The following is a 22,662-nucleotide window of genomic DNA, read 5'->3' on the forward strand; positions in this document are numbered from 1 at the left end:
TTACTCTCTTTACCCTTCTAAACTACCACTTATTTTTCATAATTTTCACAGTACTATCAATTCAAAGTTCCATCTCCCAGGATTAACAACTACATAAATCCAATCCGACTTAAAAACATTTAAAACTGATTTTAACCCCATCAATTTTACACTCTTGAGCATTAATGAAACACACTCAAAATGCAGCCCACAACAAACTAGACACAACACATTATATACAACATCTTAAATAAAAGAACAATCTAAAATACAATGTAGATAGATCGAAACCACTTTTACTCAATTGATAAATGGAATATTATAACATAAAAAAGAGAGTCATAGACTCTCTCAAACACTAACTATAAATCGATTTGTTTTTGTATATTAAAAAGATAGAAGAAATACTTATTCGAGTTAAGTGTTTACTTAACATCAAACTTGGCTATTACTTCCATCCTTTATTGTTTAAATTTCAGTCTAATACCAATCTACCATCCTGGATTCTGTGTCAAATTTGGATTAATTGCATTCTCATTTAGAGAGAAAGGATAAAAGTACATCTTATCGTTCCAAACACGATCTTGTAATTTAACTCGAGTATAGATCGTATTACCTCCTTCTTGAGTAATACGAACACCATATATCTCTTTTACTTTCTCACCCATTTTCCAACGTCTAAGATCCCAGAAACGATGGTCTTCGAAAGCCAACTCTCTACGACGCTCATCGCGAATATAATCCATATCTAATAATGCTGGCATTGGCATACCGGCAGCATCACGAACTTGAGCTATTGCATCATAAGCAGATAGTGTTAGCTCTGCATCTGTACCATTTACTGATCCAAATACTTCATACGCAGCCTCTGCATAGTTAAGTAACACCTCCGCATATCGATAAAGCGCATAATGATGTCCATATTTGTCTACACGACCAGCAACTAGGTTTACATTAGGATCTATATAACGATTCATATAGTACCCGCTGTTAATCATACCTAGAATAGAAGTATAGTGTGCGCCATTTTCTACCGTATTAAGATTGATTTTTTGTTTATTATAATTAAACAATACACCGTTGACCTTAACATTTCTGTAGAGTCTAGGATCTCTAATTTTCTTACCAGTTGCATCAAAGTATGGTTGATCTTTATGCGCAGCATTACCCCAATCAAATGGAGTTCCATCTGACATTTCGTAAATATCTACTAAGTTTTGCGACGGAACATTCTTACCTCCAGATGAGATTCCTTCAAGATTGTAGGGTAAATTGTTCTGCTCGAAAGTTGCCTGAGGCGTATTACGACGCTCAAAAATCAACTGTTTAGAAGTTAGAACACCATTATCATATTTTGTAAATAGTGGATCTGCATCTTCACCTTGTAGTGAATACCATCCAGATTGAATTAAATCTAAAGAAGCTTTGGCTGCAAGTTTCCATTTCTCTTTATCGTTCGTTGGATTATGTAATTTACTTGCTGCATAAAGAAGTACTCTTGCTTTTATTGCCATGGCTGTACCTCTAGTAACACGCCCTGTCTCGCCTAAGAATCCATTCGGATCAACGGTTACAACTTGATGAGAAATAGGTAGTAAAGGAGCGACCTGATCACACTCGTCTACAATATATTTCACCACTTCATGAAAAGTACTTTTCTTAAGAGTATTCACTTCTTCTATTTCATAAGTACGTGTTAGAAGAGGAACATCTCCATATCTTTTGATCAATTCAAAATAGTAGTAAGCTCGTAGGATACGAACTTCATTCGGATACATTAATGCAGCAGGAAGAAGCTTATCTTTATAATCAGGATCATACTTATAACGTTCAACTCTTGAAATATCAAAATTCTCTAGGAAAGAGTTTGCCGATCGAATATAACCATAATATTTCTTCCAAACATCATCGATACGGTTTGATGGAGACCATAGGTCATTGTAAATATCATAGACTTGGCCTTTTGGATCCGTATAAAGTGCATTATCCGTTGCCGATTCTCTTAAAGCTCCACTTATATTACCAAAATCACTATTAAGGCCGCTGTATAGATGCCCTGTTAAAGCATTCATACTGGTGAAATAGCGATATACTGTTTCCTTATCATTTCCCGTAGACTCATCTATATCTAGGAAACTTTCACATGCCACGAAATGAAAGCATGCAAAAACAAGCACTAATGCTTTTATCTTATTTAACCTATTCATTTTCATGCCATTTAAAATTTAATCTCGATACCTGCAAAAAGACTTCTTCTCTCTTCTAATTTAGTACCTTTATATTTAATATGATCAAAAGTATAAAGATCATTACCTGCTACATACACCTTCAACTCCTCAAGTTTTATTTGCTTCACCCAGTTCTTTGGAAGCGTATAGTATACCTTCACGTTAGAGATGTTAAGGAAAGATCCATCTTCTAGCCATTGCGTGCTTTTCTGGTAATTGTTTGCATTGTTCAGCGTAGACAAACGAGGTAAGTTTGCTTGATCTTTGGTCGTTTCTGTCCATCGTACATTCCCATCAGTGTAGTACCAATCCGAGATATTGTTCTTGCCTCTAAGAGGTTGGTATATTTGTCCATTGCTTTGGTGTACATCAAACATGGTAGCATAACGCAACATTACATCAACCCCGAATCCTTTATACTCCATTCCAAAGTAAATTCCACCATAGATCTGAGGTGTGCTTGTTTGACCAATCTTAACCACATCTAATTCATTGACTTTACCATCCCCGTTTTGGTCTTTATAACGAACATCTCCAGGGCGAACATCTGAGAAAAATTGTCTTGGAGTAGTTGGATCATTAATCTCCTCCCATGAATTAAAGTAACCTATTGACTCTAAACCATAATGTTGTCCTACACGGTTTCCTTTACGCGTCAAATAAGGCTCTACAGGGAATTTTTCTCCATTCTCAATTATCTCCGACACTTGATATGTTGTAGTAGCTCCAATATAATAAGAGAAATCCTTCCCATCCTTTTGATAGTTCAACCCTAACTCAAGTCCTTTATAGTCGGTAGACCCTTTGTTTACTTGAGGAGCAGGAACACCCAATACTTCAGAAATGATATTTTGTGAATCAACGTAAGCATCACGTCTTTGAGTATAAAATGCGTCGGCAGTGAACGATAGGTTGTTAAATAGTACACCATCCACACCTACATTATACTTTGTATCGTCAACAATTGTATAATTTGGATTGGCAATGGTTCCTTCTTTTAATGATCCACTAGTGCCAATCTTTGCATTGGGGCCAAAAAGACTATAGCCTGTACCTGTAACCCAATACTGCTTATCCATATACAATCTAGGGACATTATCATATCCAACACGTCCATAGGAACCACGAATCTTAAGGTAACCTAATGTTTTATCAGTATCCATTATTGGGGCCCATCCAGCAGATATAGAAGGATATAATTTGAATTTATCTCCCTTAGGCAATTTACTCGACCCACTATAATTCAAAGACATATCTAAGAAATATCGATTGCCATAGTTGTAGTTCACTACCCCAACGGTATTTTCTCTGGTTGTATAAGTACCAGTAGGGTTATTCGACTCTCTTCTGTACTGTAAAACAGTATTGATATTGTGTTGACCAAAAGCACGATTCCAAGACAGATTACCTTTTATCGCATAACGGATATACTGTGTTTTAAGCCCCTTCACGCTTTCATTAAATGCTCCATTTTCCCCAATAACAGTACTTTGTTTTTCAAGTAGTCCAGACGCAGGGTTTAAAATGAGTTGATTGGTTTCATAAGCATAAGTCTGAGAGCCTGTCTTCTGATATATGCCCGTGTTATCATACGCAATACCAGCAGAAGCTTTTAACCCTTTTGTTAATACGGATAGATCTTGTTCCACACTGAAGTTTGACCTAAACATTCTCATGGTGGTTTGGTAAAAACCTTTATTAGAATTAATCGCTATTGGATTTCTCTTATAAATCTCATCACCACCCCATTGATCAGAGGTCGTTCTAACAGGGAAAGCCAATGAAGGAGTAGCAAATAACCATTCGTAAGCTTTCGAGTCATCATATCGTACATCTTTATTGTTTTTCTTATATGTTCCCAAATTAGGTGCAGTATTTTCCACTAGACGACCATTCAGATCTACACGAACTAATGTTGACTTTGTAATATCAATATCTAAATTGGTTCTTACATTTAGCTGATAATCTCTAAATTGTGTATCATACTTACCACTTCTTTCTGCATAATCAGGATTCAAGAACTCTTTGTTGTTTTGATAATTGATATTTGTGTAATAACGAATATTCTTACCTCCGCCATCAAAAGTCATGTTAAAAACATTATTCACAGCATGGTTGCGTGTTCCTTCTCCGACCCAATCTACGTTTGGATACAAGTCTGCATCATAGCCATCACCTGCCCCATTACGATAGTAGTCAATCTGTTGCTGAGAATATCTAGAGAACATTTGATTCACTCCTGCAGGTATAGTTGCAGGATCAACCCCATAGTAGTTGTCATAGTAAAGCGCTTCGTTTACAGCAGTGGCATATCCTGCAGCATCCAACATTTTAGGGTTATTGATCGCAGTAATCTGACCGCGTTTATAATCTGCTTTAATATTAAAACTGTTATACGCACCTCTTTTGGTCGTTACAACAATCGCTCCATTCGCACCTCTTACACCATATAAAGCCAAGGCTGCTGCATCTTTCAATACAGTAACCGACTCAATATCTTCTGGGTTTACATTTTCGATCGTTCTTTCTAAACCATCTACAATCTGAAGTGCACTACCTTGACCACGAACATTTTTATTATAAAGCCCTGTTAAATAGCCTTGATATAGTGACTCCACATTATTTGATGCATTGCGATGTAATTCATTATAGGTTACTGAACTTGTTGCAGCAGTAGATGTTCTTTTCAATATCGCCTCTACTTGACTCTCAATCAACAAGTCGTTCTCTTCAAGAATTATTTGATTATTCTGTTCTTTCGCCCACACTCTTTTGACCATACGATCGGCATAATTTATCTCAATATATGGATCTGCGGTTTCAAGAATAAAGATACCACTGTCGTCTGTTAAAGTATGAATTGATTTAGTACTTACCACAGAAACTTTGACGCCTTTCATAGGGTCTCCATTACGATCTAACACCACACCGCTAACCTGCTGTGCAATCGCTGTAACGGTACAAATGATCGATAAGAGTATCGATAATATATATTTTTTCATGTCGTTTCTTTTTTTGATCTAAACTCTACCATCCTGGGTTTTGAATCAAACCATATTGCTTGTTAATCTCGTTAACAGGAATGGGTTGTAAGTAGTACTTATTATCCCAATTGTCTGCCCATGTAAATGGAGTCCACTTAAAATCACGTAGTTCAATCTTAAAAGAACCATCAGGCTGTTTTGTCGTATAAATAATATGGCGCTTGTATTTAAGCACTTCGCTGATCATTCTACGATTGATATCAAAGAATCTTTCTTGCTCCATTACATATTCAACTTTACGCTCATACAAAATGATGTTTAGTAACTTCTCCTTAGAATCGCAGATTAGTCGGGCAGGCATTGTTCCAGTCACATTTGTAGCAGCCACAGGAATAAGTCCCACACGTTGACGAGTTTGGTTGAGATAGTAGTATACATCATGTCCGAATTCATCTGCTCCAAGCATGTTTAACTCTGCCATACACTCCGCAATTCCTAGGTAAATCTCCGGCATACGGATATAGGCATTACAAAAAGGACGATTTAAAATCTCATTTTTATAATCTCGGGTCCATTTTCGCGTTCCGAACCCATTTAGACATAAACTTTTAAAGTAGCCTGGATTATTAATTCCTTCACGTCCTTTGTTATAAACCTCTGCCTCACGTCCTTGCCAACGATCTTCATTAACCACAATATTCTCATACATACGAGGATCACGGATATACTCTAAGTCTTTATATTTTGTTTTTGGAGCGTGTTTTTTGAAGTAAGGATTTTGGAAATACTCATTATTCGCTAGCTCTTCTGCTGAAGCATTTGTGTCTAAGACAGGAAGCGATCCATCCGTAAACTCATACCCATTTACATGTTCAAAACTTGGCATATTCATTCCATAACGTGTATTACCAAATGCACGTATGTTTTTCAGCCAACGAGCTGTCTTCTGAACTGGAAAGATAATTTCTCCATTATTACGATTTAGATAGCCATCTGCATAAGCATCTCTATAACCATTTAGAGTATTATCTTTCGGTAATACTAAACCAAACCAGTCCCCATTTTTAGTATTAGTTCTCATGAAATCCATACCTGCATCTAAAGCATCTTGCCAACGACTCTCTTTGTAATTACCTAACCAAGTGATGAACTTCGCTGAAGCTTCCCCGTCTTTAAAAGGGTTTGCACTATTAAATAGTGGGCTAGCAATGTAATGAAGAGTCTTAAACTTCACCGCTTTTGCAGCAGCAGCAGTTAAATGACCAAAATCATCCTCTGCGGCATGCCAAGGCAGCACTTTCGCTGCTTCATCACACAACTTGACAATAAAATCGGCATGCTCTTGGACTGTCATACGCTCCATGTAAGTATTTTCTGAAGGAAGATATACATGATCTATTTTAGGCATTCCTCCAAAGTAGCGAAGCATTTCTAAGTAATGATATGCCACAAGAACCTTAACCTCAGCTTTTCGGGTTGCTTTCTCCTCATCGGTCATATCAGGGACTTTATTCACATTCTCAATGTAAGTCCAAAGAATGCGTAATTCGTTGGCAGGAATATCGTATGTTGGTTGCGTACTTGAGTTAATTGATCCATCATGATATGCTGTTGGACGTTTTCCAGCCATATAGTCCGTTAACTGATCAATTCCCTGGTATTTATAACCAGTACCATCAATAATTCTAGTTCTTAATGTATGATAACAGGTTGCAAGCGCTTGATCTGCATTAAGTTTATTACTATATACATCTTCAATAGTTTTATCTCCACCATTAGGTTTATCTAAGAAATTGTCCCCAACTTTGAAATCCTCACAACTACTGATCAACAAGGCACATAATGCAAATACAATTATATATGTCTTTTTCATAATATTCTTATTTCACGATTAGAAACGAAGTGTAGCTCCTAGATTAAAGATCTTAACAACAGGATATTTGTCATTGTAGTTTGGTTCAGACTCTGGGTCCATAATGTCGAATTTTGAGAATGACAATAGATTATACCCCGTTAGTTTCACCTCTAATCCTTTTAACCCAAACCGTTCTACACTGCTTTTATTGAATCGATACCCCAAGGTTACATTCTTCAACTTGATATAGGACCCATCTCTCAACCAAACATCCGATGTAAATTTGTTGTTACTTGAAGTTCCATTGACCATACGAGGAAATTCAGACTGACCAGCAGTTTCTTCTTGCCAAGAATTATCAATAATGTATTTCATATAGTTTCGGTTGTTCCCTTTTTCAGAACCGATTTCTCTAAAAGGACCATCTAAAAGAAGTGTTCTACCCGTAACTCCTGTCCAGTTCATAGATGCAAATATTCCTTTGTAAGAGAAACCCATATTCAATCCGAAAGTATAATCCGGACGTTTTGAAGTAGCCAAGTAGTGTTGGTCAAAAGAATCAATCTGTCCATCTCCATTTAAGTCGACATATTTCGCATCACCTGGGCGGATCTTTACATTTCTATGATCAGGGATCCCATCTTTCATTACATATGTTTTTATACCATCCGCTGCAGTAGTGATATTAAAATCATCTTCCGTAAACAGTCGATCATATTCATAACCAAAAATTGCTCCTACTTCATACCCTGTTTTTAGTAGATATTCTTCTCCTGGTCTTGAAGGGACCTCGTCTTGGAATATAATTTCATTCTTTGCATAAGATACGTTTGCAGATACATTGTATTTGAAATCACCTACTTTATCATTCCAACCAAGTTGTAACTCATATCCATGATTCTTCACACGTCCCATATTTACAGATGGAAACTTATTCCCAAATCCAGCCATAAAAGGGACTGTTTTGCGAGAAATCAAGATATCTTTACGATCATCATAGAAAATGTCTCCAACAAATTTCAAACGGTTATCAAGGAAATGAGCATCTAAACCAATATTGGTCTTTTGTGCTGTTTCCCATGTAAGATCAGGGTTTCCAATCGCTCCCTCTGCAACACCTTTTCTCCATAATGTACTATTCTGTCCATAGTTATATCCATTGGTATACAACTTAAATGTTTTATGATAATCTCCAAGTCCTAATGCATAAGAATTAGGCAGGTACATGAAACGTCTTCCATCCATTCTGTCATTACCAACAAGACCTATAGAACCTCTAATTTTCAAATAACTAATTAAATTTTGGTTCTTCATGAAGTCTTCTTCTGAAATCACATACCCTAACGATAAAGAAGGGAATAGTCCATATCTTTTACCAGGGGCAAAATTTTCTGATCCATTATATCCTGCATTGATCTCTGCCACATACTTAGATTTATAATCATATGTAATACGACCGACTAAACCAACATAACCGGTAGGTATAGACTCAAATCTTTCGGGCTTTTTAATATAGTATTTCTTAGTTTGGTTATATAGTATCAAACCGCCAATAGAGTGATTCCCAAATTTTCTATTATAACGTAAACTTGTTTCAAAATACCAATCTCTTGTTCTACCTGCAATCTTGTTCTCATATTTCAATGGAGCATCTTTCTCCATAATTTTATATGCATGCTCGTAGTTATACCCTTCATCACCAGGCATTAGTGTTGATCCATCAATCTCTGATGTATAATATATTTGGTAATACTCTCGTTTACCTACCGCCTTTTTCTCTACTGTATAAGTAGTATTATAGGCACCTTTTACTTCAAATGAAAGACCTTTGGTAACAAAATCTAGCTTCTGTTTTAACGCCAAATTTAGGTTCATCGTATTCTTTACATTATTCTTGTAACCCGCACCATAGTACTTTTTCAATACATTGTTATCCATCAGAATCCCGTAGTATCTATTAGGGTCGACCATATTTAGTCTTCCATTAACAACCCCAGGAGACACCATTGGTGCAGATATATTTAGATCTTGCCAAGTCATATTTAATGGAGACTGTGTATTTCCAACAATACCACCAATACCTAACTTTAAGAGTGTAGATTTTGTAATATTGATATCGATATTTGAACGGTAATTAAAACGCGTATAGTCGAAGTTGTTGTCGTAATCTAAACCTTCGAGTTTCTTAAACAAACCCTCTTGATATAAAAAGCCTAAAGAGGTAAAGTATTTCACTTTCTTGGTTCCACCTGAGATATTCACATTGTGTTGTGTTTGAAGAGACTGTTTATTCATCAACTCTTCTCTCCAATCCACGTCTGGGTAAAGTAATGGATCATCTTTCAAACGAAATCTTTCCATATCATAATCAGAAAATGAATTCTCTCTGGACAATCCATCTCTAATGTTCATCTTACGAACTGCTTGTGCAAATGAATAACTATCTGCCATATCCAATAAAGCTGTTGGGCTTTGAATACCAACCGAAGAGTTGATCGTAATTTGTGCAGGACCATCCTTTCCTCGTCGTGTGGTAACAAGAATCACCCCATTTGCACCACGTACACCAAACACAGCTGTTGCTGAGGCATCTTTAAGCACTGAGATTGACTCGATTTCGTTAGGATCCATTTGGAAGAAATCATTTTCTACCCCATCCACTAAGATTAAAGGTTTTGATGCACCTTCTGTTAATGATCCTGTACCACGAATAAAGATATTGGGATCTTCAGCCCCAGGCTGACCACTTGTTTGAATTGAAGAGAGTCCTGTGATCTGACCTGCCAAGGAATTAGCGACACTCGCATTTGGAGAACGCACCAATGCATCAGTTTCCACTGAAGAAATTGCACCAGTTAAAGTCTCCTTCTTTTGTGTACCATAACCCACTGCAACGACTTCACCTAAATTGATACTACTAGCTTCAAGCTCAATTTTGAATACACTTTTAGAGCCGACCATTATAGTCTGTGGCTCATACCCCATAAAAGAGACAACAATCGAAGCATTGCTATCTTTTACCTTCAATGTGAAATTACCATCAAAGTCTGTCACAGTACCTGAGGTTGTTCCTTTAATCATTACGGCAGCTCCTGGGATAGGATAACCATCTCCATCTTTTACCTCACCTTTAATGGTTCGGGAGGTACTCTGTTGAACTGCATTTGCTCCACCGCTATCTGCAGCATAAAGTTGGGGACTCACCCCCATTAGAAAGATCCAAGCACAAAGTCGTAATAGAATACTCCTTTTATTGCAATAGACCATTGCTCTAAGATTGTTCATAAACGTCTGTTTAGATACTAAGAATAGTTAGATATTGTTCGAATTAATCATCACATATGCCTACGATCAACCACATCCATAAAGAAACTACAATACTTCTCAGTATTTCTATTTCTTTGAGTTATGCAATCGTTTGTTTTACAGGCCATATCATGGAAACCAAATATAAGGCTGCTTGGATTATGTCAATTGTACAGGAGTTCATTAATATTGAATTCCCGTACAATTACTTTACATATAGTTCATAAAATTATCCCTTCATTATCACAAAGCGATGAGAGGACAACTTTAAATAATTGGTTATCGAAGTGATGTTAAAGAATAGGAGAAAATTAATAACTCAAACCCAAGAATTATTTTACCCTAATTGTTCACGAAAAACTTTAGGTGAAACGCCACAATGTGATTTAAAACTGCGGCTAAAATAACATGGTGAAGAGAATCCAACACAATAAGCAATTTCAGAGACCTGCATATCCACTCTTTTTTCTAAAAGTATTTTGGCTTTTTCAAGTCTCATATTAAGAATAAAGTCATTAGGGGTTAAGCCTGTAATACTTTTAATTTTATGAAAAAGAGAAGTACGTCCCATTCCCATACTTTCTGCCAAATCTTTTATATTATAACTTGAATGATCAATATGGTCATATACTTCTTTTACCAATTTTTGCAATATTACAATATCAATTCCATTAAGCTTCTCCCAGTCTTTTTTTATAAAACTTAGATTCAATGATTTATCATCAATAAGACTTAATAAGACGCTCGTTTTTTTATGAGCTATCGTATCCTCATTAATACGATCTAATAAAACTCTTTCTTTTTCTAAAGTCCTTAATCCAATCTCTTGGTTTGACGATTTAAATATCAGAGAAATAACAACTTGAATCCCACCTATTACATCAACTTTAATTTCAGCATTAGACGCGTCTAGAAGAGAAGAAATTATTTTAGAATTTTCTTTAAAAATAACCTCTATTATTTCTCTTTGTGTTGTTATCTTTTTAATATAAGTAATGAAACCTGGCCTTTTAAGTAAATAATTGAAATTAAACTCCATTTGCCATCTACCTTTCAAATCCAATGACATGAAAGAGATCTTATCCAAAATAGCATAACTATAGGATGTTTGCCATGTATGAATAAAATAATTCATCATTAATAAAAAACGCTCTACTGGTATATGAGCAAACGTCTTCTGCATTTTATGTGGATTACAAAAATGTATAGAGTTAACTTTACATGATTGTAATAACTGCTCCTTGAATAATTGACACAACAGAAACAGGTTAGGGGCATTATCGCGACTATCAGTTGAAATAGGAACAGTCGAACTAACATCTTTAATTGTGTCTAATATCTCCTTTATCTCAATGTATTTATTCAAAACTTCTTTAGAGACACTATCTTGATCAATTAAACGTAAAACCTCACCTTCAACCTTCTCACACCTTACAATAATTTTCTTACAGAGTCGTTCAATCAATGATTGACTTTGGGGGTACACAAACTCTCCACAAGATTGTGTTTCTCGAGAAAACCCTAATTTCATCCTTACCATAGGTATCTATCTTTAGGTAATAGTATACATAATTTGTAGACTGTTAATTAAAATTACAAACAATAAAAAAAACTATAGATTTATTCTTTAAAAAAAATAAATCATAGCCCATTATTAACATTCAAACTACAAATAGGCAAAGGAACATTACTGATTAAAGAATGAGGAGAATTATGGAGTACAAGACGATGCTTCACTCCAATGAAGTTACGATAATTGATTTTCATTGTTAGTTGGTATTTAGTTTTAGTCGTTTTATTAGCTGATCCTAAATCAAAACAGAGTCACAGGATCTGATATAAAACTAGAACTAATTCAATCAATTAGCGAAGATATAGACACATAAAACGCGATAGTATTATTCAATTAAGGTATACTATTATTCAATTAAGTACACCTTTATATGTTTATGGTGTAAACATTCACAATTATCGTATTTCCTAAAAAATAATTAAATAAAAAAGAGGAAATCAAACGAATGATTTCCTCTCTATATTATTGTACTATTGACCTATTCAGAAACCACTTCCCCAATTACTTTTAAAATTGAAGTTGGCTGATTTGGATCATTTGTTATGATGGTTACGGTTTTGTATTGACGACCATGTTTACCATGAGAATCAAAAACGACCTTCATATTTGTTGATTCTCCTGGAGCAATCATTTTAGAATCTGGAGTCACAGCCGTACAACCACAAGACGCTTTCACCTTATGAATTAACAAGTTTGACTTTCCCTTATTCTTGATAACAAAAACATGTTCCGCCTTCTCTCCTTGCTTAATTTTCTTGAAATTAAACTCTTTACTATCAAAACGAATTGAAGGTGCATTTGCACGCTCTTTTGCTGAAAGTTTAGAAAAATCTTCAACAACAGTAGCACTCACACCAATAGAGTAGTTGTAGTCTTCGTTTCCATTCATCTTTAAATAGATTCGTTGTGAATCATATCCAAAGATATTTGCCTTACTCGCATCATATTTCACAATTACTCTTCCTTTTTCACCTGGAGCAACATTTTCAGGTTCAAATTTCACAGAAATAAAAGAGGGCTTTCTTGCTAATCCTAATGCAACGGGCTTCTCTCCAAAGTTATAGAAATCAAGGCTCTTCTCTACCACCTTAGTATTCATAACTCGTGTAAAAGCAATATAGTTGGTTGCCATATTTATTAAACCAACCTTGCGAGGAAATAACTCTTGTGGCGTACGTTCACGACCAATAACCTCTCCCATAATGCGAAGCATAATATTATTATTATCTGCATTAGAGGAAACTCTTACGGATTTTGTAAAAGCACCAGGTCTATTCGCCGGATCAAACGTCACAGCTAATACATCACTACCTCCAGGAGGAATAGGACGTCTTTTCCATACAGGAGTTGTACACCCACATGAAGGCTGAGCATTCACGATGATTAGTGGTGCTTTACCCGTATTTTTAAATTTAAAATTGTAAGTTGTTTTACCGTCAGCTTCTTTAATTACCCCATAGTTGTGTTCGTAAGACTCGAACTCAATATGACCTTTAGGAGCTTGTGCTAACAACGTAATGTTGATGGCTAGCATCATGACGAAAAAAGATAAAAACTTCTTCATGCGTTATTATTTTTGTTACCACAATCTTCAACTATTGAAGGTTGCATTGGATTATAATTGATGATTAATCTTTCAGTTTTTACTACATAACAAATTGTCTAAATACAGACAGTGTAAATTAACAATAATATATTTAGATTATTATGTTACTCAATAAATAAAAGTATAAAATTTAACTCATAATAAATTATTTGATAAAATTATTGTTTTATAAGATGAAACAACTCTTTTCACCTTTAAAGTCGTATGAGCACAAACAAAACATTAAAAGGAAATATCTTTTTATATTACCATACCTTCACAAAAGGCTTGTTTTATTCTTTCCATTCATTTCACAACAACATTAATCCATCTTACAAATATTCGATAAATTAACATTCAAGATACAGGTAGGAATAAGATCGAATACTATCATAAACCAAAGATGAGTTATCTCTGAGATACAACAAGTACAATAAGTTCTATTATACCTAGGTTTAATTGATCTAAAGTTTCTGAATAGATCTATAATATCATCTTATTCTTATGGTATAAAAGTAAAAATAAAGAGCAACTATTAGATAGTTGCTCTTTATTATATTTCGTAGAGTTATATGTATACTTATTTAATTCGGATCGTTTGATCTCTATCAGGACCAACAGAAACAATAGTTACTGGCACCTCAACGTAATCCTCAATAAACTTCACATAATCGTGTAGTTCTTGTGGAAGTTCGTCTTTTTTATTCACCCCTGTTAGATCACACTTCCATCCAGGTAATGTTTCGTATACAGGAATCAGATCTTCAGTAATTTCGTAAGGGAAATCCACGGTTTCCTCACTACCAATTACATACTTAGTACAAACTTTAATATGATCAAAACCGTCTAAGACATCTGCTTTCATCATGATAAGTTCCGTAGCCCCATTCACCATAATAGCATACTTTAGAGCTACAAGGTCTAACCAACCACAGCGTCTTTCACGACCAGTTGTTGATCCAAACTCATGTCCTTTGTCACGCAACTCTTTTCCATCATTATCAAATAATTCCGTTGGAAAAGGCCCCATACCTACACGAGTACAATAGGCTTTAAAGATTCCATAGACATTACCAATTTTGTTTGGTGCAATACCTAAACCAGTACATGCTCCTGCCGAAATCGTGTTAGAAGAAGTAACGAATGGATATGAACCAAAATCAATATCCAATAAAGTTCCTTGAGCTCCCTCAGCAATCACACTTTTACCATCTTTCATCATTTGGTTAAGCATATGATCACTATCTACAATTTGAAACTGTCGAAGCGTCTCAATAGAAGCTAACCACTCCTTTTCATACGATTCTAAAGTCTCTTTGTAATCAAACTGATAAAACTTCTCTAGAAGCTCTACGTGTTGTTTTACAAGTTTCTGATACTTCTCTTCAAAATTGTGAAGAATATCTCCAACACGTAAACCATCTCTACCAATCTTATCTCTATAAGTTGGACCAATACCTTTCAACGTCGAACCGATCTTAGCTTTCCCCTTTGCTGCTTCTGATGCGGCATCTAAAAGACGATGTGATGGTAAAATTAGGTGTGCTTTCTTAGAGATAATTAATGTCTTAGTAATGTCTATACCTAACTTCTCAATCCCTTCAATCTCCTTCTTGAATATCACCGGGTCCATCACGACTCCATTACCAATCAGATTAATCTTATTTTCCCTAAAGATTCCTGATGGAATTGTATGAAGCACATGCTTTATGTTATTAAACTCTAGAGTATGTCCTGCATTTGGACCTCCTTGGAAACGAGAGATAACATCGTACTGCGGTGTTAAAACGTCAACAAGTTTTCCTTTTCCTTCGTCTCCCCACTGAAGACCTAATAAAACGTCGACTTTCATCTTTATTTTTCTGAGTTATTTACAAAAAATTACAGACAAAATTAATAAATGTTTTTCAATATTGATGTTAAATTAATGTTGTTTCGTATATCACATGATATGGCTACAGTGAAAATAGAACATCAATAATCCCTTCTGTCTCCATTTATTGGCTGGTTGTTTCTCTATTGCAAAAATGTTACCTTTGTTAATGATTACATGGAAGAATAAATCACATCGTATGACTAGAACTATTTTACTAAACATTTTTTGCTTACTCATTGTCTCTCTTTCATATGGACAAAATAAAGTAAAAACACTTTCTGGCCGAGGTGTATATGGTGGTAAATACATCGTATATGACGGGAGCTACAATGGGTACAAGAAATTCCCAATTGATGCTAATCGTCGTGAAATACAGATACTTATTCTTGATGACAATAACATCGAGAAGTTACCATTATGGATAAGTAATCTTCCTAATCTAAGAGTTTTATCTCTACGAAACAACAACCTTAAAGAGATTGACCCTATCATCACCTCATGTACTAAGCTAGAAGTGCTTCTTTTAAGTGGAAATCCCAATTTAACAGATCTTCCTGTGCTTTGGTCTTGTGAAAACCTTCGACTCATTAATGTAGTCGGCACTGGAATTCATGATGCACCAAACTATGTACCGATGATGAAGAAACTTCGTTATTTTAGATACTCTAAGAAACCGAAGAAAAGAAAGTAAAATAAGTATTGTTTTTAAAGTCATCATTCTACTTTTAAGGAACCTTTTAATCTGTTATTATACAACATGCATTACGACGATCATTTACGCCAAGAACTTACCGCTATTGATGGAAAAGGATATTTGGCTTACAAAAATATAACAGGAAAATATCATTACAAACATGAAGGGTTTACTCTATCGATTGACCATGTTCAGAGTGATCCTTTTGCATCTCCCAGTCGACTTACCATTCGTATTGACCGAAAGAAATTTGGCTTCCCATCCCATCTTGATTCGAACTCTAGCCGTAGAGTTGGATTCTGTGATTTCCTTACGCGAAGGTTTGCAAAAGCAATTTATCACTTTACTCAAGGTCACAGAGGTAGTGGTAAAAGTGGACGTATAAGTATTGATTCTCCTCATCAAGAGATCCTTGATCGTAGTAGTATTGTAGCAGATGAGACACACATTGAAGTACGATTCACTGTTGGTCTTCCTGCCTATGGACGTCGTATCGCATCACAAGAAGCTTTAGCTATATTCTTCGATGAAATTCCTATACTTGTTGAAGAGACTCTTCTATACGAAAACATCGACCTTGCTCTTCTTATGGAGTATATTGAAATCAATGAAGATGCAGACCATTTAAGAGCAAACCTAAAAGAGTTAAAACTCGTAGCTTTCGTTGCGAACCAGTCGATGTTACCACGAATGAGTGGCTCAGATGATCGTCCTTCTGACAATGAACATGTAGTACCATTTGTTTCGCCTTCTTCTTATGAAGTAAGTGTAACTCTTCCTAATGCTGGAAAAGTTTGGGGTATGGGAATCCCAGAGGGAATCACACTAATTGTGGGTGGAGGCTTTCATGGTAAGTCAACCCTATTGAAGGCTATCGAATTAGGCGTTTACAACCATAGGCCAGGAGATGGTAGAGAACGTGTTATTACACGAAAGGATGCGATGAAAATCAAAGCCGAAGATGGTAGAGCTGTAAATCACGTCAATATTTCCGCTTTCATACATCATTTACCCCAACGTATTGACACCCGTAATTTTTCTACAAGCAATGCTTCGGGTTCAACTTCACAAGCTACGAATATTATTGAAGCTTTAGAATCTGGCTCGGATCTTTTAATACTAGATGAAGATAGCTCAGCTACAAATTTCATGATTCGTGATGCACAGATGGAAAAACTAGTTCCAAGACAAAAAGAACCAATTACTCCATTTATTCAACAAGTACGTAACTTATATGATCAAAAAGAGTGTTCTACTATTTTGGTGATGGGTGGTTCTGGTGACTATTTCTCCCAAGCAGATTACGTCATATGTATGGAAGAGTACAATGCCATTGATGTGACAATTCAAGCACACGATATCGCACAAAGTGGACCTGCCATTGTAAAAGCATCTGCACCAAAATCTTTTTTCTCAAAAAGGGTCCCATCTCCAATTATTCTAGAGGGATTTAAGCATAAGGGAACAAGAAAAGTAAAGCCTGTAAGTAAAACGAAGATTCTCTTCGGTAGCGATGAAGTAGACCTATCTTATGTGGACCAATTGATCTCAGAGAGTCAACTACGTAGTATTAGTGATAGCCTAGTTTACGCGATGAAATACATTGATGGGAAAAGATCGCTTAATGAGATTGCTGATTTGATTATTGAAGACCTTACAAAGCAAGGACTTAACATTCTTGGCCCCAAAGGAATCGGAAGTTATGCCATGTTCCGCAAACAAGAGCTAATGGCTGCATTCAATCGACTCGGAAGTGTAAAATATCACCATGACTCAGAGTAGCTAAGCTACTCTAGTCAATGATTATTACATTAGTTGGCACCTTTAATTCCATGAAAATGAGCCAAACCGCCTTCAGAAGTCTCTTTGTACAGATTTGGAAGATCGTCACCAGTCTGCTTCATCGTGATGGTTACCTTATCAAAGCTTATCATATGACGTCCATCTGATAACATCGCATAGTTTTTATGGCTTAGTGCCCTTGCTGCGGCAAAAGCATTCCGTTCAATACAAGGAACTTGAACAAGTCCTGCAATAGGATCACATGTTAAACCAAGATGATGCTCTAGCCCCATCTCCGCTGCATATTCTACTTGAAATATCGATCCACCGCTCAGCTGTGTTGCAGCTGCAGATGCCATTGCACAAGCAGTTCCAACCTCACCTTGGCAACCAACCTCTGCACCAGATATCGATGCATTCTTCTTTACCAAAGTCCCAATCAATCCAGCGGTAGCCAAAGCCCTGATAATACGAACATCAGAAATCTTTTCATATTTCTGCATATGAAAAAGAACTGAAGGAACCACACCACAGGCACCACAAGTTGGCGCTGTAACAATCTGACCACCTCCAGCATTCTCTTCGGAAACAGCCAATGCAAATGCATATACCATAGAACGTTTCTTCATAGTACGTTCAAAATTACGAGCCTTCGTATAATAACTCGCTGCTTTTCGAGGATATTTAATTATACCAGGCAATGTACCTTCAGCATCGAGTCCTCTCTCAATAGCTGCTTTCATTACCTCCCAAACTTCCTCTAAATAACCCCAAATATCTTCCGATTCGTATGCCTCTACAAACTCCCAAATCTGTTTCCCATTATCATAGCACCACTTTAGAATTTCATCCATCGTACCTAGAGGGTAAATAGATGGAGTAGCTCCTTGTGAAATATCATCCACGACCGCACCACCACCAATGGAAAAAGAGAGCCATTCATCACTCCATATACCATCTTTCATTACTTCAAACTTCATTCCATTTGGATGCTCAGGAAGAAAAACATCTGGCTCCCAGACGATTTCAAGATCTTTATCGTTAAAGACTTTTTCAATTGCCCAATCAGTAAGGTGTCCCTTTCCTGTTGCTGCCAAACTTCCATATAAAGTCACACGAAATTGACTCTCATCTGCAAATCGAGACCTATACATCTCCGCTGCTTTCATCGGCCCCATCGTATGACTTGATGAAGGTCCATTACCAATACGAAAAATCTCTCTTATCGATTCCATTTATTTTCTAAGTGATTGATTCCTAATTTTCCTATTGCAAGTAACAATTTTACATCTTTAACTCCAACAATACAACAAAGGTTTGAATTACTTTAAATAAATGACACTTTCCAATCATTTAAAGTAAAGATATATCGTTACAATCAAATCATAAATACAACGATATATTCTACAATCCAAGTACTACCTTTAGATGATTGCATATTGTAGCATTAAACTTTTCAAACGAGAGGATTTAATATTTTCATCAAAAATAACATGACCATATGTCGTTATGAATTCATAGCTCTTTTTGCGTCATCAAATCCACAGCATGACAATAGTATATCCATCTATTTATCATTTTTGATGAATGAACTATCAACGAAGTATCCTTGAAGTATCAATAAACTACGAAGGAAACCCTATCTAAGATATCAGTTTATCTCCTAAAGTAGAAGCACCTTTCCTATCCAAGGTTTCATAAGAACAGGAAGCAACATAAACAGGATAATTCACGGTCTTTGTTGATCCCTTTAGAAACACTGAGCTCCAGTTCTGCACTATAGTCTACGACAATCACATCCCAATATTCTCAATATACATGCTCCTGTAATCTCTATCCATTTGCATTAATCCATAGTAAAAAGAAGAAGGGTAATAAGCTTCAACGGCCTATTACCCATCTTTAAATATATCCTTAACCTGTTTATATAAATAGACAAACAGACTTTACACTCAGATTTATCTATTATGTGATTGCATATCTACCAGTTTTCGATAGATCTTATCATCTTCGTATAGCTTATGATGATTACCAAACTCTACGATCTCTCCCTTATCAAAGACACAGATAAGATCTGCATTGCGAATAGTAGAGAGGCGGTGTGCAACCACAATAGATGTTCGATTCTTCATCAAGTTATCTAGAGCTTGTTGCACTAATACTTCACTTTCAGTATCCAAAGCTGAAGTTGCTTCATCGAGAATCATAATAGGAGGATTCTTTAAAACAGCTCGAGCAATAGAAAGACGTTGTCTTTGACCTCCCGACAGCTTGTTTCCACGATCTCCAATGTTTGATTCATAACCATCTTCTGTTGCAACAATAAACTCATGTGCATTAGCCACCTTCGCTGCTTCTATAACTTGCTCCATCGTTGCACCCTCTACACCAAATGTAATATTGTTATAGAATGAGTCATTAAACAGGATAGGTTCTTGATTCACATTTCCCATTAAATCTCTCAAAGAGTGGATTGTCATCTCTTTGATATCCTTACCATCGATAGTAATCCTACCTTCTTGAACATCCCAAAAACGCGGAAGAAGGTCTACAAGAGTTGATTTTCCAGATCCTGATTGACCAACAAAAGCAACGGTTTGTCCTTTTTGTATCGTTACGTTTACATTCTTCAATACCTGTGGACCATTGTCATTATATTTGAAAGATACATTTTCATAAGCAACCTCACCTTTAAAACCTTCAATAGGAAATTCGGTTTTACCATCGATAATCTTATTCTCTGCATCCAGTATTGCATCTATACGTTCCATCGATGCCATACCTTTTTGTATACTATATAATGCTGTACTAAAAGCTTTTGCAGGATTTATGATTGAGTAGAAAAACACTAAATAGGTAATAAACTCCTCTGGAGACAATGGTGGATTATCTCCTTTCAGCACCAAGCTACCTCCATACCATAAAACAATGATCATAACTCCTGTTCCTAAGAATTCGCTCATAGGATGTGCAAGAGCCCTTCTCCACATCAAATCATTCATGATGTTACGATAATCAGTACTCTCTTCATAGAAACGTCTACGCACCATCTTCTCAGCATTAAACGCTTGTACAATACGAAGTCCTGTCAATGTCTCTTCAATACGAGAAAGGATCTCTCCCATCTTATTCTGCCCTTTCATTGAAGGCTTCTTTAGACTCTTACCAACTTTTCCAATAAAATAACCAACAATTGGTAGGAGTGCAAAAACGAATAGAGTCAATTGCCAACTCATCGTAATCATTACTGATAGAGATACAATAATGATCACTGGATTTTTAAAAAACATCTCCAATGAGTTCATCACCGATGCCTCAACTTCAGCCACATCACCAGTCATACGTGCCATGATATCTCCCTTTCGTTCTTCAGAGAAGAAACCAATAGGTAGACTTGTTATCTTTTTATATAGTGACACTCGAATATCTCTTACGACATTATTTCTAAGCGGGACCATCACGTAAATTGCCATATAAGTGAATCCTACTTTCAGAAGGACCATAACCACCATAAACAGTCCAATATATAGAAGTGCAGTGGCAGGTGCAGAAACACTCATCAGTTCTGTCACATAATAATTTAAATGGTTTTTATAACTATCGATAGAAGTCCAAACAAATGGGCCTGGATCAGTCACCATTTTTTGAGTCTTAAACAGAACACCTAGTATAGGACTAAACGATGCAAAAGAAACGGCACCAAATAATGCACCTAAAATATTATAAAAAAAAGTCAAAAACACTTTCCCCTTGTAGGGAGAAAGATATCGTTTGAATACACTTAAAATATATTTCATGTTTTTATGGTATTTAAACAAGGTCCTACGTCCTTGTTCCTTCTCAATTTCATTTTTATTTTTCTCAGTAAACCTCACAAAAGTAATATAATTATATGAAGAGTATTCAAGATATTCAATGAATCACGACACATCATCAACATGTGAAATAATGTTTCTAATGAACCTACCACAAATCTTATGAAGAAGATCAATTCCTTCCTTTTCTATTCATATTCATTTTGGTTCATAAGCAATGATAACTGAATAGGGGTTCATTAATTTAAAATAAAGCAGTTCGGCAATCCCTATTTGTGATTATGGATAAAAAAAAGAGAATCTAGTCGTAAATGATTATATTTGCATTTTACTTTCATCACTCAATTATTGGAATATCGATGAACCATTCAAACAATTCATCTTTTCTACTAGACAAAGCAGTGGAAGAGCTATCTCAATTACCTGGTATTGGAAAACAAACAGCATTACGTTTGGCTTTACACCTTCTAAAGAAGGGAGAACCTGCACTTAATAAGTTTGGGCAAACCTTTATCACAATGGGGGCTAATATCCAAAAATGTAGTATTTGTCAAAATATTTCAGATAGAGAAGTTTGTAGTATTTGTGAAGATCAAGAGAGAGATACACAAACAGTGTGTATTGTAGAAAACATCAGGGATGTTTTATCCATTGAAAATACGAGTCAGTTTAATGGAAGATATCATGTTCTTGGAGGAACAATCTCTCCAATGGATGGTATTGGTCCTGCAGATCTTGAGATAGATAGTCTAATATCAAGAATGGAGAACGAATCGATCAAAGAGGTAATTCTTGCTCTAAGTACTACAATGGAGGGAGACACTACAAACTTTTATTTGTACAAAAAACTTCAATCGTTTGACATAAGAATATCCGTTCTTGCTAGAGGCGTCTCTGTGGGTGATGAACTTTATTATACTGATACTATCACACTAGGAAAATCTATTACGAATCGTTCTGTTTTTGACCCATCCATATAAAAGTC

The 22,662-nt window shown here is 35.8% G+C and carries 12 protein-coding genes; 3 read left to right on the forward strand and 9 right to left on the reverse strand.

What is annotated here, in order from left to right; translation table 11 throughout:
• Nucleotides 1-470: 470 nt before the first annotated feature.
• The 7 genes from K5X82_09010 to K5X82_09040 all read right to left on the reverse strand — a co-directional run bounded on the left by K5X82_09010 (nt 471) and on the right by K5X82_09040 (nt 15,362).
• Nucleotides 471-2,186 carry a RagB/SusD family nutrient uptake outer membrane protein gene (locus K5X82_09010; GenBank protein ID QZT39023.1) on the reverse strand — a complete coding sequence of 572 codons (1,716 nt, stop codon included), beginning with the start codon at nt 2,184-2,186 and terminating at the stop codon, nt 471-473.
• 11 nt (nt 2,187-2,197) lie between these two features.
• Nucleotides 2,198-5,209 (reverse strand): SusC/RagA family TonB-linked outer membrane protein, encoded by a 3,012-nt coding sequence (locus tag K5X82_09015; GenBank protein ID QZT39024.1) that lies wholly within the window; start codon nt 5,207-5,209, stop codon nt 2,198-2,200.
• Between the two features lie 25 nt (nt 5,210-5,234).
• Nucleotides 5,235-7,064, reverse strand: a complete 1,830-nt coding sequence (locus K5X82_09020) for a RagB/SusD family nutrient uptake outer membrane protein (protein QZT39025.1) — start codon at nt 7,062-7,064, stop codon at nt 5,235-5,237.
• 18 nt (nt 7,065-7,082) lie between these two features.
• Nucleotides 7,083-10,331 carry a TonB-dependent receptor gene (locus K5X82_09025; protein ID QZT39026.1) on the reverse strand — a complete coding sequence of 1,083 codons (3,249 nt, stop codon included), beginning with the start codon at nt 10,329-10,331 and terminating at the stop codon, nt 7,083-7,085.
• 358 nt (nt 10,332-10,689) lie between these two features.
• Entirely contained in the window at nt 10,690-11,883 is a 1,194-nt protein-coding gene (locus K5X82_09030) for a helix-turn-helix transcriptional regulator (protein ID QZT39027.1), read from the reverse strand.
• 520 nt (nt 11,884-12,403) lie between these two features.
• Nucleotides 12,404-13,489, reverse strand: coding sequence for a DUF1573 domain-containing protein (locus K5X82_09035; GenBank protein QZT39028.1), 1,086 nt, complete (start codon nt 13,487-13,489; stop codon nt 12,404-12,406).
• Between the two features lie 601 nt (nt 13,490-14,090).
• A complete protein-coding gene (locus K5X82_09040; protein QZT39029.1) occupies nt 14,091-15,362 on the reverse strand; it encodes an adenylosuccinate synthase in 1,272 nt (423 codons plus the stop codon).
• Nucleotides 15,363-15,582: 220 nt separating this feature from the next.
• On the opposite strand from K5X82_09040, the gene K5X82_09045 reads away from it, so the two are divergent.
• A complete protein-coding gene (locus K5X82_09045) occupies nt 15,583-16,077 on the forward strand; it encodes a leucine-rich repeat domain-containing protein (GenBank protein ID QZT39030.1) in 495 nt (164 codons plus the stop codon).
• 66 nt (nt 16,078-16,143) lie between these two features.
• Entirely contained in the window at nt 16,144-17,862 is a 1,719-nt protein-coding gene (locus K5X82_09050) for an ABC-ATPase domain-containing protein (GenBank protein QZT39031.1), read from the forward strand.
• A 29-nt stretch (nt 17,863-17,891) separates the two neighbouring features.
• On the opposite strand, the gene K5X82_09055 is transcribed toward K5X82_09050, so the two are convergent.
• Both K5X82_09055 and K5X82_09060 read right to left on the reverse strand, forming a co-directional pair.
• The gene (locus K5X82_09055) at nt 17,892-19,097 is read right to left on the reverse strand and encodes an L-serine ammonia-lyase (protein ID QZT39032.1); all 1,206 of its coding nucleotides are present in this window, start codon (nt 19,095-19,097) and stop codon (nt 17,892-17,894) included.
• A 723-nt stretch (nt 19,098-19,820) separates the two neighbouring features.
• Complete coding sequence (locus K5X82_09060; GenBank protein QZT39033.1) at nt 19,821-21,659, reverse strand: ABC transporter ATP-binding protein/permease; 1,839 nt, start codon at nt 21,657-21,659, stop codon at nt 19,821-19,823.
• A 377-nt stretch (nt 21,660-22,036) separates the two neighbouring features.
• On the opposite strand from K5X82_09060, the gene recR reads away from it, so the two are divergent.
• Entirely contained in the window at nt 22,037-22,657 is a 621-nt protein-coding gene (gene recR, locus K5X82_09065; protein ID QZT39106.1) for a recombination mediator RecR, read from the forward strand.
• Nucleotides 22,658-22,662 lie beyond the last annotated feature (5 nt).

It is taken from the genome of Prolixibacteraceae bacterium (genome assembly GCA_019856515.1).
Lineage (GTDB): Bacteria > Bacteroidota > Bacteroidia > Bacteroidales > Prolixibacteraceae > Halosquirtibacter > Halosquirtibacter xylanolyticus.